Origin of the sequence: Alloalcanivorax sp. C16-2 (assembly GCF_046507615.1) — a bacterium.
GTDB classification, from domain to species: domain Bacteria; phylum Pseudomonadota; class Gammaproteobacteria; order Pseudomonadales; family Alcanivoracaceae; genus Alloalcanivorax; species Alloalcanivorax marinus_A.
Map to the genome: position 1 here is coordinate 46,139 of NZ_JBKFTL010000007.1, position 16,507 is coordinate 62,645.

Genomic DNA, 16,507 nt, shown 5'->3' on the forward strand with positions numbered 1-16,507 from the left:
TTGCGTGTGAAGTCATCAGTTTGAAACAGGGTACTTGGCCTCGTTCCAGAACCCCCGTTAAATACGGTAAAAGCAACGTGATAATAATCACATTCGGCGACAAGCCACCGGGAAGGGTGAATGAAGCGTTCGATGAGGGCGGCGGGGATAATGATCGGGCTGCTGCTGCTACTGGGCGGTGGCGCCCATGCAAACATTTTGACACTGGGCGATCAGCCCTCCTATGACGCGGCGCCGGCGTTGCGCTGGCTGGACGGCGGCGAACGGCGGCTGACACCGGAGCAGGCACTGCGGCGCCTGCGCGACGGCGATGGCCAGCGCCTGTCCGACAGCTACCCCACCCTTGGCTTCCGCCAGGGCGACCAATGGCTGCTGCTGACCCTGACCAACCACTCCGGGCTGGACCTGTGGTATCTGCGTGCCGCGCGCCCACACCTGGACCAGCTCGACCTGTATGTGTTCGATCAGAGCGGGCAGCGTCTGCACCATTGGCGCAGTGGCGACCGGGTGGCGTTCGAGCAACGCCCCCTGCCCCACTACCAACTGGTGTTTCCGCTGGTGATCCCTGAGGGCGCGCGCTGGTGGCTGCTGTTCCAGGCCCGTGGCGATAATGTGATCGATTTCCCCCTGACCCTTCGCACGCCGGATGATTTCAATCGTCTGGATGGCCGGCTCAATCTGTTCCACGGCTTTTATTTTGGCGCCGTGGCCATCCTGTGCCTGTTCAACCTGCTGATTTTTCTTTCCATCCGAGAACCCAGCTACCTTCATTATGTGCTCTACCTGGGGACCTTCGGGCTCAATCTGTTCGCCCGGGAAGGCCTGGCGTTTCAGTGGCTCTGGCCCGGCGCGCCGGACTGGAACCACCACAGCCTGACGGTGCTCAATCTGCTTACCCTGGCTTTTTCAATGGTGTTTTCCTGTTCCTTTCTGGAATTGCGCAAGCGGGCACCGGCGCTGAACCGGGCACTCACCGGCACCGCCGTGGCGCTGATGATTCTGGCTCCGATCTCCTTGCTGAATTTTGATTTCTTTATCCAGTTTTCTTCCGCCATCGTATTGCCATGGCCGTTCATCGCCACCGGTCTGGCGATCTGGCTGGTGGGGCGCGGCTACCGCCCGGCACTGTTCTATCTGATCGCTTTCGCCTCGGTGGCGGTCACCTCGGTGATCTACATTCTCAAGACCTTCAATCTGGTGCCCGGGCACTGGCTGATCGAGAACGCCTTCCAATTGGGCATTCTGATCGAGGCGGTACTTCTGTCCTTCGCCCTGGCCCACCGCATGACCACACTGAAAACCGAGAACGACCGCATCCAGCGTGAAGCCAACGAGGTGCTGGAACGGCGCGTGGAGGAGCGCACCCGGGAACTGAACGCGGCGCTCAGCGCCCGCGGCGAGTTCCTGGCGATGATGAGCCATGAAATCCGTACGCCACTGAACAGTATGATCGGCACCGTGGACATCCTGCGCGACACCCCACTCAATGACGAACAGCGGCGGCATCTGCATGTGATCGAGCAGTCCGGCGCCGCGCTCACCAACCTGATCGATGATGTGCTCGACTATTCCCGTCTGGACGCTGGCAAAATGCCCATCGATCAAACCCCCTTCGACCTGCCGGCCCTTATCCGTGATTGCACGACGCTGTTCGAGCACCGTGCCCGCCTGCAGGCCAGCGAGCTACGCCTGACGCTGTCACCGGAGCTGGGAGAGTACTGCATCGGCGATCCGGTTCGGCTACGGCAGATCCTGGTCAATCTGATCGGCAACGCGGTGCAATTCACCCATGACGGCGCCATCGACGTGAGCGCCCGCCGCGAGGAGGCCAACCGCGATTATGTACTCTTCGAGGTACGGGACACCGGCATCGGCATCGCCCCCGGCCAGCTGGAGCACCTGTTCGATTATTTCCAGCAAGGCCGACCCGGCGCCCGCCCGCCCCAGGGCGGCAGCGGCCTGGGCCTGGCGGTATGCCGCCAGCTGGTGGAGATCATGGGCGGCGAAATCGGCGCCCAGAGCACCTTGCACAGCGGCTCGCTGTTCTGGTTCCGTCTGCCACTGCCACCCGGCGAGCCCAGCCAGGAAGAGGCCACCCCCGCCACCGTGGTCGAGGGCCCCGGCGCGCGCCTGCTGATCGTCGACGACAACCACGTCAACCTGCTGGTGGCCGAGGGGCTATGCCGCAAGCTCGGCCACGAATGCGAAACGGCGGAAAGTGGCACCGAGGCACTGGCGACCCTGCTGGCCCGACCGGACGGCTTCGATCTGGTGCTGATGGATTGCGAAATGCCCGACATGGACGGCTTCGAGACCACCCGGGCGATCCAGCGTCTGCAGCGGGAAGGGCGCCTGCCGGTGATTCCGGTGATCGCCCTGACCGCCCACGCGGTGCCGGAGAAAATCGCCGCCTGCCACGACTCCGGCATGGTCGGCCATATCGCGAAACCGGTGAATCTGGCGCGCCTGAACCAGGCGCTCAACGCGGCCCTGGACGGAATCGCCAACAGCCGCCGTTGAGCCCGGCCGCTAATCAAGCTGGCGCAACAGCGCGTCGGTAAACCGGCTCAGATCATTGAGCGAGGCGCAGCGCCGGGCATCACGGCAGTAAGGCAGGTAGCGCGCCATGATGGCATCACCGCTGTTCCAACGCGACGGTGGCTCGGGGTTGAGCCAGAACACCTGGCGGGCGCGGCGGGCAATGTCCGCCAGGTGGCGCTCACCGGCGGGCAGGTCGTTGTTGCGTGCGTCACCCAGGATAATCACCGTGGTCTGGCGGTCGATCTCGCCCCGGCAGCACGCCTCCAGCTCCTGGAACATGGTGCCGTAGTCGGTGCCGCTGCCGGACACCCGGTCGAGAATCCGCCCCACCGCCACGTCCGGCGAATAGCGGTCGAAATCCTCGGTGACCTCATCGAAGCGCGCCGCGAAGGCGAAGCTGCGCACCCGGGGCAGCACATCGGTCATGGCGTAGAGAAACTGCAGCAAAAAGCGGGCGGCGTCGCGCACCGAGCTGGACACATCGCAGACCACCAGTACCTTGGCCTTGAGGCGGCGCCGCTCACGCCAGTGCAGTTCCACCGGCACGGCGTTATAGCGCAGGCTCGAGGCCAGGGTGCGGCGCGCATCCAGGGCGCCCCGGCGGGCTTTTTTCTGGCGGCGCTGGTGGCTGCGCGCCAGGCGCCGGGCAAGACGTCGCACCAGTTCCTGGACCTGTTGGAACTCACGCAGATCCCGGAACGGCGCCGCCCGCAGCGTGTGCTCTCGGAGCGCGCGCCCGTGGGCACGCCCATGCAACTCGAACTGCCGCTGCACATGGGCCAGCGCTCGCTCGCGTACCCCGCCGCGCCAGTCACGAAGCTGCTCGGCGCGGTGGCGGTCGGCGTGGCGCGGGGAAGCATCCAGGCGCAGAATCTCGTCGTCCACCGCGCCCATCCCCATGCTCATCAGCAGACGCCGGGCGTAGAGCCCCTGCTGGGTGATCACCTGCATGGCGGTGAAATCGATGCCGGCGGCGGCCTGGGCCAGAGTTTGTTCCAGTTGCGTGCCGTCCTGGGAAAGCAGCGACGCGGCGGCCGGCTCCAGGCTCTCGCCGCTCTCCCCGTCCGGGGCTGGCGCCGGCGGCGGCTCGCTCCCGGCCTCGCCGTCGCTCTCCTCGAACTGGAAGAAAGTATCGAAGCAGTGGTCGAAATCCGGCCGCTCCGCCTCGCTCTTAACCAGGGTCAAGGCGAGGGTCTCACGGAACTGCTCGCGGGGGTGGTAACCGATCAGGGCAGCGGCGCGGAACGCTTCCTCCGCTTCCACCGGCGAAATACGGACGCCGGCGCCACGCAGGGCGCGCACGAATTCATGCAGGCGCCGGGCGGCCATGACTCAGGACGCGCCGCCGTGCCGGCGGAACCAGTGCGGCAACAGATCCCGGGCCAGCTCCGCGTCCTGTTCGTTCTTCAGCACCAGGGTCAGGGTCTGCTCCACCAGCTCCGGCTCCAGGCTGTCGGCGTGCAGCAGCACCAGGGCCCGGGCCCAATCCAGGCTTTCCGATACCGCCGGCAGCTTCTTCATGTCCTGCTCGCGCAGGTGCTGGATGAAGTCCACCAGCTGCTCACGCAGCCGGGCATCCAGTTCCGGCACGCGCTCGGCCAGAATACGTCGCTCCAGGGCCGCTTCCGGGTAAGGGATATAGAGGTGCAGGCAGCGCCGCTTGAGGGCGTCGGACAGCTCCCGCTGGTCGTTGCTGGTGAGAAACACCAGCGGCTGGTGGCGGGCGCGCACCGTACCCATCTCCGGAATCGAGATCTGGAAATCCGAAAGCAGCTCCAGCAGGAACGCCTCGAACTCCTGATCCGCCTTGTCGATCTCGTCGATCAGCAGCACCACCGGCTCGTCGGCGCGCAGGGCGCGCAGCAGCGGCCGCGGCTCCAGGAAGGTCTCGCTGTAGAAGGCGTCCCCCAGGTCACCGAGCCGGTGCATGCTCTGCTCCAGGCTCTCGGTGTCCGCCAGCACCCCACTGAGCTTGTCGCGCAACAGTTGGGTATAAAGCAGCTGCTTGCCGTACTTCCATTCATACAGCGCGCGGCTCTCATCCAGACCTTCGTAGCACTGAAGCCGGATCAGCGGCGCTTCCAGGAAGCCGGCGGCGGCCTTGGCCAGCTCGGTCTTGCCGACGCCCGGCGGGCCCTCCACCAGCACCGGCTTGTGCAGCTGCGCCGCCAGATACACCGCCAGAGCGGTACGCTGGTCGCAGATGTAGCCCTGGCGGGCGAAGCTTTGCGTGACGTCGTCGACGGAATCAATCCGCGTCTTCATGGGAACGCGCCCCCTAGTACCTGTTTGGTGGTGTTATTGTCGTGTCTCAGTGCAGGGTGGTGCCGTCGGCGAGCGTGGTGACCGTCTGGCCGGCCGGGGCTTCCTCGCCATCCTCGGTGACATCGAAGTGCAGCGAATGCACCTCGCCGTCGATCATATCCGGGATGCGGTCCAGGAAGTCGTCCAGGTAATCGGACTCGAAGTGCCGTTCCAGGGCGTCCAGGTCGGTCCACTGCTGCCACAGCATGATGACCCGGGGCGAATCCGCCTTCAGGTAAACCTCGTAGGACAGACAGCCTTCCTCGTCACGGGCCTGACGAGCCAGATGCTGGGCGAGCGCCACCGCGCTCTCGCGCAGATTATCGCGGACCGGAATCAAACCTTTGACAATGACCATACTGCTCTGGGGAACGGGGAATGAACCCGGCAGTATATCACGAAACGGCGTTCCAGTCCGCCCGCTCACAGGGCCGCCTTGAAGGTGACCGAGTCCCCCAGCGGGGCACGGCCCACCCGGGTGCGGTTGGCCGCCACGCTCTCGTCCTCGTAACCGAAGCTGATCCCCAGAAGGATGGCGGTGCTGTCCGGCTCGCCGAACACATCCCGCACGTCATCGGGGTAATAGCGCATGCTGCCCTGTGCGCAGCTGCCCAGGCCGTGGGCGGTCATGGCCAGCATCAGCGACTGGATGTACATGCCCACATCCAGGGCCACGGTGGGGCCGAAGCCACGCTCCATGCCGATGAACACCACATGGGGCGCGTCGAACAGCTCGAAATTGCGCAACTGGGCGCGCAGGCGGCCGGGCTTGTCGTCCCGGGCGATGCCCATGTTGTTGTACAGCTCCACCGCGCAATCCACCTGTCGCTGCCGGTAGACGCCCTCGAACTTGCCGGCGTTGGGTTCGAAATCCGGCGCCGTGGGCACCCCGGCGGAAACCTTCTCGACCATGCGGCGGCGCAGTTCATCCCGGGTCTCGCCGGAGGCCACGAACACCTTCCAGGGCTGAATGTTGCAATTGGAGGGCGCCAGTTGGGCCAACTCGAAGACATCGCGCAGCACTTCGTCGGGGACCGGCTTGTCCAGGAAGCCGCGCACCGAACGACGCTGTCGCATCGCCTCGGCCAGGGAAACGGATTCAGGGCTCATGGGCATCCTTTGTTCTTTAATTAAAATGGAATGGAGTTCCATCCTATCCATTCGCCGACAAAGTACAACCACGGCGGCGCGCCGGCCCTGGTCCTTTCGACGACGAGAGCGCATCATCGACGGGGACACATAGCAACGTGGCCGCGTGCCGCCAGGGAAGTCGAAATAACAAGGGGAATTCCATGAACTACTTCGTCACCGGAGCCACCGGTTTCATCGGCCGTTTTCTGGTCGCCCGCCTGCTCAAGCGCGACAACGCACGGGTTTTCGCCCTGGTGCGGCCGGGTTCGGAGTACAAGCTGGACGCCATGCGCCGCCGGCTGTGCGTGGAGGAAAACCGGCTGGTGCCGATCAGTGGCGACCTGACCAAGAAGCTGCTCGGCGTGAGCAAGCGCGACCAGGACGACCTGGTGGGACAGATCGATCATTTCTTTCATCTGGCCGCCATCTATGACATCAGCGCCGATGAGAACAGCCAGCGCTACATCAACATCGAAGGCACCCGGCACACCCTGAAACTGGCCGAAAAACTGGATGCGAAGTGCTTCCATCATGTCTCATCGGTAGCCGCCGGCGGTCTCTACGACGGCGTGTTCACCGAGGACATGTTCGAGGAGGCGGTGGGCCTGGACGACCCTTACCTGCTGACCAAGCATGAGGCGGAGGCCCTGGTGCGGCACGAAAGCCGGATCCCGTGGCGCATTTACCGACCGTCCCTGGTGGTTGGGCATTCCCAGACCGGCGAAATGGACAAGGTCGACGGCCCCTATTACTTCTTCAAGCTGATCCAGAAGCTGAAGGACTTTCTGCCCAACTGGATCCCCTTGGTTGGCCTGGAAAGCGGCCATTTCAACATCGTGCCGGTGGATTTCGTCGCCGACGCCCTGGACCACATCGCTCACCAGAAAGAAGGCAACGGCCACTGTTTCCACCTCACCGCCGACCGCAGCTACAACTTCGGCGAGGTGATGGACATCATCGCCAGCGCCGCCCAGGCACCGCGCATGCCGGTGCGGCTGGACGGCAAGGTGTTCGATGCCGTGCCCGGCTTCGTGCGCAAGGGGGTGAGCGCCCTGACCCCGCGCCTGCTGGTGAACCAGACCCTGGAGAACCTGGATATCCCGCCCTCGGTGATCAAGTTCCTCACCTTCCCCACCGAGTACGACAACCAGCGTGCCCGCGCCGCCCTGGAAGGCAGCGGCATCGAGGTCCCGGAACTGGAGAGCTACATCCAGCAGCTGTGGGATTTCTGGGAAAACCATCTGGACCCGGACCGCGACAGCCGCGAGGATGAATTGCAGCCGATGCCATCGCTGCCGGAGCGGGTGGAGGACAAGATCGTGCTGATCACCGGCGCCACGTCCGGTATCGGCAAGGCGTCCGCCCTGAAGCTGGCCCGCGCCGGTGCCACCGTGCTGGTGGTGGCGCGCACACCGGAGAAGCTGGAGGAGACCCTGCACGAGATCAAGCAGCTCGGTGGCACCGCCCACGCCTACCGCTGTGACGTATCCAAGCTGGAATCCGTGGACGAGCTGGTGGAGCAGGTGCTGGCCGACTATGGCCGGGTGGATATCCTGGTCAACAACGCCGGCCACTCCATCCGCCGCTCCGTGGTGCATTCATTCCATCGTTTCCACGACTTCCAGCGCACCATGCAGCTCAACTACTTCGGCGCCCTGCGCCTGATCATGAAGCTGATGCCGGGCATGGTCGAACGCGGTTTCGGCCATGTGATCAATATTTCCAGCATCGGCGTGCTCACCAACGCGCCCCGCTTCTCCGCCTATGTGGCGTCCAAGGCGGCGCTGGACTCCTTCACCCGTTGCGCCGCCAGCGAGCTGGCCCACCAGGGCATCCACTTCACCACCATCAACATGCCGCTGGTGCGCACCCCCATGATCGCGCCCACCAAGCTTTACAATCACGTCCCCACCATCAGCCCCAACCAGGCGGCGGACATGATCTGTGAAGCCATCGTGCGGCGCCCCAAACGGATCGCCACCAGCCTGGGCGTGCTCGGCCAGGTAATGCACTTCATTACCCCAAAGGTGACCGAGACGATCATGAACACCGGCTACAAAATCTTCTCCGATTCCGCCGCCGCCATGGGCAAGCGCGAGACCACGCCGAAGAAGATCAGCCGCGAACAGGCCGCCTTCTCACGGTTGTTCAAGGGGATTCACTGGTAAGCCGAGAGATCCGCCCCGCCGCGATGACCGTAAAGGGTTCATCGCGGGCCGGTGGCCCCCGAATGCCCAGACAAAAAAAAGCCCCGCCAAAGCGGGGCCGAGTGTCCGGTGTTTCCGGAAGCATACGCAGCGGGGCGTCGCCGCCCCATGAACATAATGCCCCGACGGGCGCCGCCGTCTCTTGATCCAGGTCAGGAGCCGGTGCGTTGAGCTCGCTCCGCCGCTAAAGCCCCTTTTCCGCCAGAAAATTGAGGATCTCCCGGTTCACCTCCACCGCCTGCTCCATCTGAATCCAGTGGCCACACTGATCCAGCATCACGGTACTCAGGTCAGGCACGTAATCCGGCATGCGGGCCAGGGCCTTCTGGCTGAACAGCACCACCGGATCCTGCATGCCGCCCAGGAACAAAGCGGGCGCGGTCAGCGTCCAGTTATCGTCGTCGCGGCTTTCCTCCCAGGAGGCGTCCATGGCCCGATACCAGTTGAGCGCCCCAGTGAAGCCGGTTTTGCGGAACCGCGCCACGTAATAGGCCAGATCCTCGTCGCGCATCCAGCGCGGCGGCGTCCGGGGCGGTTTCATGGCCGCCAGTACCCGGGTATCGTCCGGGGCCACCCGGAAGTCCTCGATGCCGTCGGCGGAAAGGCTGTGGAACAGCCGGCGCAGGCTGTCCTCCACATCCGCCTCCAATTCCTGTTCCGGCACCTCGGCCTGCTGGAAATACAGCATGTAGAAAAAGTGATCGCCGAACATCTCACGCATGGCGTGGGTCGGCGGCCGTGGCGCCGGGCCGCCGTAGGGCACGGACAGGCCGACCAGGGCGGCGACCCGATCCGGGCGCTGGCGCGCCACCTGCCAGGCCAGGGCACAGCCCCAGTCATGACCGACCAGGATGGCACGATCCGCGCCCAGGGCATCCATCAGGGCGATGACGTCCTCCACCAGCAAGGATTGGCGATAGGCATCCACCTCGGTGGGGCCGCCGGTTTCGCCATAACCACGCAAATCCGGGGCCACCGCGTGGTAGCCGGACTGCGCCAGCGCCGGCAACTGATAGCGCCAGGAAGCCCAGCACTCCGGAAAGCCGTGCAGGCAAAGCACCAGGGGAGCCCCCGGTTCACCCGCTTCGGCGATAAAAAAGTCCATTCCATTGGCGTGCAGACGCCGTTCACGAATAAAAGCCATGCTCTCGTCGACCTTATGGTGGTTTCCCTGGGGCCAGTCTGGCAATGTGACACTGCCCACGCACCCTGACAAGAGAAGCCGCTACGGTAGCCACGGTGAACAAACCTTCCGCACCCCCACCCCCCGCCAGTCCGGATGGCGACGGCGCTCCCGGCGAATCCGCGTCCAGTGGGTTCAAACGGCGCTTCGACGCCCTGATCCAGCCCTATATTCCGGAATATTTTCCGGTCGCCTGGAAAATGGGCCTGTCGATTTCGGCGCTGATCCTGGTGGGCATGACGCTTCTCGGTGCCTTTCTTCTCAACAACCAGCTCGAACGCATGCGCCAGCAGGCGGACCGGTTCGGCACCGCCATCGCCACGCAACTGGCGCACACCGCCCAGGAACCGCTGCTCGCCGAGGACCACTTCCTGCTCAAGGTTCACCTGAGCAATCTGGTACGCAGCGAAAGCATCGAGGGCGCGGCCCTGTTCGACCGCGACGGTCGACCGGTGGAGCAGGCCGGCGTGCAACCGTCCCAGAATACCCCGGCGAATCTGCCGATGCGCCGCTGGCACCATGACGGCGAAGCCATGAGCACCTACGAGGCGCCGGTGACGGTGGATGGGAACCTCGCCGGCACCGTGGCGGTGACGCTGTCGGATCGCTCCATCACCGCCGCCCAGCATGAGGTGCGCGATACCATGATCACCGCCACCCTGGCCATGGGACTGCTGGCGATCATCGCCTCCTTCCTGATCAGCCGCCGCCTGGCGCAGCCGATCCACAACCTGCTGGCCGCCACCAGCGCCCTGCGCCAGGGCGACCTGCAATACCGGATCCAGGAGCGCCGCAACGACGAAATCGGCCATCTGATCGAGGCCTACAACAGCATGGCCCATGGCATGCTTGAAAAGGACCAGGTGGAGCGCGTCCTGCAGCGCTTCGTGAGCCCTTCGGTGGCGCGCAAGATGATGGCCAATCTGGACCAGGTCACCCTTGGCGGCCGGGACGTGAACGCCACCGTGGTGTTCGCCGACATCGTCGGTTTCACCCGCATGTCGGAAAGCCTGGCACCGGAAGCCGTGGCGGACATGCTGAACGTCTACTTCGACGCCATCACCACCGCGACCTCCTTCTACCGGGGCACCATCGACAAATACATGGGCGACTGCGCGATGATCGTGTTCGGCGTGCCCGAGGAGGATTCGGAACATCTGTTCCACGGTCTGTGCTGCGCGGTGATGATTCAAAGACTGGTGGCCAGACTCAACGAATACCGGGCCGCCCGCGGCCAGACCACGGTGGAATTCCGCATCGGCATGAATTCAGGGCCAATGCTGGCGGGCAACCTGGGCTCCCGGGAACGCATGCAATACACGGTGGTGGGCGACGCGGTGAACCTGGCGTCGCGGCTGTCGAACATGGCCGGCGCCGGCGAAATCATCGCCGCTTCCCCGCTCATCGAAAACCCGAATATCGGCTCCCGGGTACGCGCCATCGAATACGGTGCCATGCGTGTACGCGGGCGCAGCGAGCCGGTCGGCACCTACCGGGTGGACGGGGTGCACGCCCTGTCGGAAACCTTGATGGAACAACGGATCGCCCAATTCCTGGCCGAGCAGTACCTGGAGACGCCGAGTGCCTCGTCATAACATGCCGCGCCTGACCGCGCTGGCCGGCGCCGTCCTTCTTTCCGGCTGCGCCGCCCTGTCTTCGTTCAATGATCCGGCTGATCGGGTCGGCGACGCCCTCAAGGCACAGGACTACCGGCGCGCCCTGGCGGTCATCGACGAGGCCGACGAGGGCCACCCCCGGCATGCCCTGCTCATGGAGCAGCGCGAAGGGGTGTTGCAGGCCAGCCGCGAATACCGCGACCAGGCGCTGGACCAGGCGCGTGCCCTGGCCGAGCGGGAACAGTGGCAGGAGGTACACCAGGTTCTGCGGCAAGCCCGCGAACGGGTAGTGGACCCGGAGCCAGTGACCGAGTTGATGGAACAGCTCGACGATCAACGGGAAGCCCGGCTGCGCGCCCTGCTCAGCCGCGACTATCTGGCCGAAGCCCGCGCCCTGCTGAGCACGCCGGATCTGGACCAGGCCCTGCTCCCTTACCAGGACCCGCGCGCCCGCCAGGCCCGCCAGCGGCGCATGGCATTGCGCGAGGAACTGCATCGCGAGCTGCTGGCCATGGGCAACGACTACGCCGAGGCCGGCCGCTGGCCGCAGGCGCTGGAGGCCCTGGAAACCGCCCACCGCCTGGCGCCGGACACGGCCGCCCCCGAGGCCCTGGGCAAGGCCAGGCAGGTGCTGCACAGCGCCCGGGACCGGGCTCGGGATGCCCGCGACCGGGCACACCGCAAAGAGGCCGAAGCCCTGGTGGAGGGGTACCGCGAAAGCGGACGCCTGGATGATCTTCTGGCCGCCCGCGCTTTCCTGCTCCAGCACCAGGACCCGCAACTGGATGCCCTTCGCGACCGGGTGGAAAGCTGGTCGCGACAACGCTTCCAACGGGCCATGGCTCGCGGCGAGGCGCTCTACGCGGAAGGCGATTACCAGGCGGCCAACCGGCTGTGGCGGAGCGTGGCGCCGCTGGACCCGGACAACCCGGAATTGCTGAAGAAGCTGGAGCGCAGCCGCAAGGTGCTGAATAACCTGCGCTCGCTGGAGCAGTAATCACCGGGCCCGAAACGGGCCCGGTAGCGGGGGCCTAGCGGGCGCTTTCGCCCTCCTCGGGCCGGCTGGCGGCGGGCTCTTCCTTCTCCGGTATCACGCTGTCGGTGTCGGTGACCGGGCCGGAAGTGGGCGGGGTGGCGGAGTCTTCATCGCTTTTCAACTGTTCTTCCTGGTAGGCGCGGCGGTAGTCCTCGGACACCGGCGAACGCCCATCGAAGATGCGCTCCACCTTGGTGGGCAGCGGGAACTTCACTTCACGCACCAACTCCCCTTTGTCGTTGACGCGGAACTGCATGGCGGTGACGCCCATGTATTTTTCCCGGGTCATATCCACCAGGCGGTCATTGCTGGCGAGCACCGTGGGCTTGATGAACACCATCAGGTTGCGTTTCACGTGACTCTTGCTGGTGGAGCGGAACAGCACGCCCAGCAGCGGGATATCGCCCAGAATCGGTACCTTGCTCACCGAATCCTGAACGTCGTCGGTGATCAGACCGCCCAGGGCGATGGTTTCACGGTCATCCGCCAGCACCGTGGTGGCCAGCTTGCGCTTGGTGGTCACGATGTCCACCGCTTCCCCGGTGGATTCCTTCACCGCCGAGGTTTCCTGCTCCAGCTCCAGGCGAATGGTGTCCAGGCCCGCCACATGGGGAGTGACCTTGAGGGTCAGGCCCACGTCCTCGCGCTGAATGGTGGTGAAGGGGTTGGAGACGCCGGAGCCGGTACTGGAAGCCTGCCCGGTGACGAAAGGCACGTTCTCACCGACGATAATGGAGGCTTCCTGGTTATCCAGAGTCAGAATGCTGGGCGTGGAGAGAAGGTTGGTATTGGTGGTGCGCGCCAGAGCCTGAATCAGGGCGCCCCATTCGATATCACCATCGGCATCGGTTTCGCCGATGCCGGCGGTAATGCCGTCACCCAGGGAAATATTGGACGGGTCCTCGGTAATCACCGCCTGCAGCAGGGAGTTGATGCTTACCCCGCTGCCGCCGAAGTTCACCGCGCCGACACCATTCTCAAGATCACCGGCCACGTACTGGAAGCCCAGGGAGCTGGCTTTGTCGCCGGTGACCTCGACGATCGCCGCCTCGATCAGGATCTGGGCGCGACGCACGTCGAGCTGGCTGATCACCGATTGCAACTGCTTCATCATCTCCGGCTCGGCGCGAATCACCAGGGCGTTCAGCGAGGTGTCCGCCTGGATCGAAACCCCGGCGGTGGCATTGGCGGTGCGCGTCGCCGCGGCGCCGCCATTGCCCTCGCCCTGACGGACCGCCGAGGCGCCGGCGGCGAAGTTCTTGAGCAGCTCCGCCATCTGTTCGGCGTCGCCATGGCTGAGACGCACCACCTGGACACCACCGGCGGCGCTGGACGGCGTGTCGAGCTGATTGACCAGTGGGATCAGACGGGCCCGGGTGCCGCGATCGCCTTTGATGATCAACCGGTTGGTACGCTCATCGGCGACCACGGTGGCGGCGCCCTGGAGCCCGCGCCGGCGGTTATTGCCCGAGGCATCCGCCTTGGTCAGTTCCTCCAGCAGCTGCACCATGTTGCCGGCGAAGGCATGCTGCAACTGGACGATCTCCACTTCGTCGCTTTCGGCGGTATCGAGGCTGTTGATAATGGCGCGCATGCGCTGAATGTTATCGGCATGGTCACTGATGATCAGCGCGTTGGCGGACCCCACCGCCGCCAGATGGCCGTACTGCGGCACCAGCGGGCGCAGCACCGGCACCAGTTCCTCCACCGGGGAGTTGTCGACCGGGATCACCTGCGTGATCAGTTCCTCGCCGTCCACGCTGCCCGCGTTTTCGGTGAGCGGCAGATTACTCTGCTTGGCGGTGGTGTTGGTGACGATCTTGATCACCTCTCCGGAAGGCACCGCCGCGTAACCGTGCACCTGCAACACCGATAGAAACAGCTCGTAGACTTCGCTGGCGGTCAACGGCTTATTGGAAATGACGGTGACATCGCGGGCCCGCACGCGCGGATCGACCACGAAGTTCTTACCGGTCATCTCCGCCACCTGGTTGATGAACGCCTGGATGTCCGCGTTACGGATATTGACCGTCCAGGTCTTACCGTCGCCGGTTTCCTCCACCCGGGCCTGCTGCTGGGCATGGACACCGAGCGCCAGGCTCAGCGCCACCACTGCGATTATCGTTTTTAAGGCCGACTTCATAGGTGTCTCGCTAAGGTGGGTAGTTCACGGTAAATTCCTGTTCGCCGCGCTGCACGACAATGATCGCCGCCTGGCTTTCCATGTAGGATTGCAAAGCGGCCAGATCGCTTTCCTCGGTGCCGAGGGGGTAGCCATTCACCGACGCCACCACGTCACCGGGTTTAAGCCCCACCTGCTCGATCAACTGCTGGGGGGCCCGCTCGCCGATCTTGTAACCCTGGTCGGCGCCGGCACTCACCGGCTGCAGGCCCAGTTGGCGAATCAGGGCGGTGCGCTGCTGGGCCAGATCCGTCTGCGGGCTGGGCGCCGGACTGCGCGGCTCCGGCTCGGTGACCTGGGTCACGCCGCCCGCCAGCCCCTTGAGTTCATTCAGGCGCAGGGTTTCCAGCCGACCCTGGCGGCGCAGAATCACGCGATCCGCGTAAATCTCTTCCAGGGTAGCGTTCCCGGGAATGCTGTCACCAATGTGGTAGAGTTCGGCGTCACCGCCACGCTCAGCGATGATCGCCGAGGAACGGCCCCGATCACGGGTCTGGAACAAACCCAGCAACTCCAGGCTGAGGCGGGTTTCCGGCGCGTCCACGGGGCGTTCCTCGGAGGGCTCGGCCTGATACACGCCGAACAGCCGCCAGCCTTCCACCTGGGCGGCGGACAGCGCCGCTCCACCCTGGGCGCCGGCCTGCACCGATACCTGGCGCAACCGGGTCTCGGGCAACGCATCGCGGGGGCCGTACCAAAGCAACCAGACGGTCTGGGCAATCAAATAGGCGAGAATCACAACCAACAACAGAGCCAGTACGGCGCGCGCCATCCGCTCCCAGCGTTGTCGGTTTCCCCTCCGGGCCCACTGAATCATAAAACCTTCAATCCCATTATCGTTTTATACCGGCCCACCGGTCCGAAGGCTTGCCGCCTTATCGGAACCCGGACGTCCCTGGCCATTCTAGGCACGCTTTTGTGACCTGCTTATTATCCGCCGGCACTTAGCCGGAGCGCCCCAGGGTCAAGGGGCGACTCATGCGAAACACCACGTCGGAGGGATCGCCCCCCTGACTTACCCCAAGCAACTGAGGCCAGGCCCGACGGACCTGCACGTTCAGTTTTTCGTTCTCAAGCCGGGCGTGCACCAGTTGTTGTTGTCGCGGCCCGGTGACCTCCAGCTCCGGGGCCCCGTTGACCATCGCCAGACGCCCGTCCAGGGGCGGCACGCTGGCCGCGCCATCGCGACCCCAGGTCACGGTGCCGCCGCTGTAGGTCAAGGTCCCTTTGGCATCGACCACGGCATGGTCGGCGAGTTCCAATGCCATGAGGGTCAAATCCACGGTACCGTCGGCATTACCCTGGGGCACCCCGGCGCTGAACGGAGCCACCGGCACGGTGGCGCGCCACTGCTCCAGGCGCCAATCACCCCAGTCCGCCCCAAGCCAGCCGTTGGCGTCAAGGTCACCGCTTACCATGGACAGTTGCACGCCGGGCGTCAAACCGTGCCAGTCCAGGGCCCAGCTCAATTCGCCCCGGTGCTGCCGCCAACGCGCATCGACACGGGCATCCCACCAGGGCCCGCGGGCGTTAGCCAGCGTCAGCGGCGCTCCGCCGGGACGCAGCGCCGGCACCCGCTCCACCACCACGGCGGCCGGCATCAGCACCACCATGAACACCAGCAAACAAACCACGAACACCGCCCCCAGGGCAAACCAGCGCCGCATTGGAACCCCTGTCGATCAGAACGGAATGTCGTCGTCGAAATCGTCGGCGGGGCCGCTGAAACCACCGCCCTGATTGGCCGGCGCCTGTTGCTGGCCGCCACCACCACCCTGGCCGCCACCTTGATTGCGGCTCTGGTCGTAGTAGTCGTTGTTCTGGTTGCCCTGGTTGCCATAACCGCCCTGGCCACCGCCGCCTCCGCCCTGGAAATCACCGCCACCACGGCCATCGAGCATCTGCATTTCGCTGGCGACGATCTCCGTGGTGTAGCGATCCTGGCCGTCCTGCCCTTGCCATTTACGGGTGCGAATCGACCCTTCCACATACACCTTGGAGCCCTTCTTCAGGTACTCGCCGGCGATTTCGCCGAGCTTGTTGAAGAACACCACCCGGTGCCATTCGGTGCGCTCCTGCTGCTGGCCGCTCTGGCGGTCCTTCCAGCTTTCCGTGGTGGCGAGCCGGACATTGGTCACGGCGCCGCCGCTGGGCATGAACCGGGTTTCCGGATCGGCGCCCAGGTTGCCGATCAGAATGACTTTGTTGACGCCTCTCGCCATGGCTGTTCACTCCCTCAATCTCTTAAGACGACCCACCGGCGCGGGCCGGTGCAAGACCGACCATTGTGCCGCTTTGCGCTCGCCG

The 16,507-nt window shown here is 64.9% G+C and carries 13 protein-coding genes; 4 read left to right on the forward strand and 9 right to left on the reverse strand.

The genetic code is table 11. The annotated features are described in order from the left end of the window. Positions 1–120 precede the first annotated feature (120 nt). Positions 121–2,520, forward strand: a complete 2,400-nt coding sequence (locus ACLD02_RS18685; RefSeq protein ID WP_410299398.1) for a 7TM diverse intracellular signaling domain-containing protein — start codon at positions 121–123, stop codon at positions 2,518–2,520. A gap of 9 nt (positions 2,521–2,529) precedes the next feature. Here ACLD02_RS18685 and ACLD02_RS18690 read toward each other — a convergent pair whose 3' ends face one another. The 4 genes from ACLD02_RS18690 to ACLD02_RS18705 form a co-directional block, all read right to left on the reverse strand. Further along, a complete protein-coding gene (locus ACLD02_RS18690; protein WP_410299399.1) occupies positions 2,530–3,870 on the reverse strand; it encodes a VWA domain-containing protein in 1,341 nt (446 codons plus the stop codon). Between the two features lie 3 nt (positions 3,871–3,873). Next, the gene (locus tag ACLD02_RS18695; RefSeq protein ID WP_203105730.1) at positions 3,874–4,806 is read right to left on the reverse strand and encodes an AAA family ATPase; all 933 of its coding nucleotides are present in this window, start codon (positions 4,804–4,806) and stop codon (positions 3,874–3,876) included. A gap of 46 nt (positions 4,807–4,852) precedes the next feature. Continuing rightward, positions 4,853–5,203, reverse strand: coding sequence for a putative quinol monooxygenase (locus tag ACLD02_RS18700; protein WP_161385866.1), 351 nt, complete (start codon positions 5,201–5,203; stop codon positions 4,853–4,855). Between the two features lie 65 nt (positions 5,204–5,268). Then, on the reverse strand, positions 5,269–5,955 hold the full coding sequence (locus ACLD02_RS18705) for a nitroreductase (RefSeq protein ID WP_203105731.1): 687 nt from the start codon (positions 5,953–5,955) through the stop codon (positions 5,269–5,271). A gap of 182 nt (positions 5,956–6,137) precedes the next feature. On the opposite strand from ACLD02_RS18705, the gene ACLD02_RS18710 reads away from it, so the two are divergent. After that, positions 6,138–8,144, forward strand: coding sequence for an SDR family oxidoreductase (locus ACLD02_RS18710; protein ID WP_410299400.1), 2,007 nt, complete (start codon positions 6,138–6,140; stop codon positions 8,142–8,144). Positions 8,145–8,367: 223 nt separating this feature from the next. Here the strand turns inward: ACLD02_RS18710 and ACLD02_RS18715 are convergent, their stop codons facing one another. Continuing rightward, complete coding sequence (locus ACLD02_RS18715; protein ID WP_203105733.1) at positions 8,368–9,327, reverse strand: alpha/beta fold hydrolase; 960 nt, start codon at positions 9,325–9,327, stop codon at positions 8,368–8,370. A 239-nt stretch (positions 9,328–9,566) separates the two neighbouring features. Between ACLD02_RS18715 and ACLD02_RS18720 the strand changes: the two genes are divergently transcribed. Both ACLD02_RS18720 and ACLD02_RS18725 read left to right on the forward strand, forming a co-directional pair. After that, on the forward strand, positions 9,567–10,961 hold the full coding sequence (locus tag ACLD02_RS18720; protein ID WP_410299408.1) for an adenylate/guanylate cyclase domain-containing protein: 1,395 nt from the start codon (positions 9,567–9,569) through the stop codon (positions 10,959–10,961). Then, entirely contained in the window at positions 10,948–11,979 is a 1,032-nt protein-coding gene (locus ACLD02_RS18725) for a hypothetical protein (protein WP_203105734.1), read from the forward strand. The genes ACLD02_RS18720 and ACLD02_RS18725 overlap by 14 nt, the downstream gene beginning before the upstream one ends. Positions 11,980–12,013: 34 nt before the next feature. On the opposite strand, the gene gspD is transcribed toward ACLD02_RS18725, so the two are convergent. From gspD to ssb, 4 genes are all read right to left on the reverse strand, one after another. Next, positions 12,014–14,131 (reverse strand): type II secretion system secretin GspD, encoded by a 2,118-nt coding sequence (gspD, locus tag ACLD02_RS18730; RefSeq protein WP_410299401.1) that lies wholly within the window; start codon positions 14,129–14,131, stop codon positions 12,014–12,016. 40 nt (positions 14,132–14,171) lie between these two features. Continuing rightward, positions 14,172–14,972 (reverse strand): type II secretion system protein N, encoded by an 801-nt coding sequence (locus ACLD02_RS18735; protein ID WP_238401154.1) that lies wholly within the window; start codon positions 14,970–14,972, stop codon positions 14,172–14,174. A gap of 172 nt (positions 14,973–15,144) precedes the next feature. Continuing rightward, positions 15,145–15,867, reverse strand: coding sequence for a type II secretion system protein N (gene gspN, locus ACLD02_RS18740; RefSeq protein ID WP_203105737.1), 723 nt, complete (start codon positions 15,865–15,867; stop codon positions 15,145–15,147). Between the two features lie 15 nt (positions 15,868–15,882). After that, positions 15,883–16,422: a single-stranded DNA-binding protein gene (gene ssb, locus ACLD02_RS18745; RefSeq protein ID WP_203105738.1), complete on the reverse strand. Its 540-nt coding sequence runs from the start codon at positions 16,420–16,422 to the stop codon at positions 15,883–15,885. Positions 16,423–16,507: the final 85 nt, after the last annotated feature.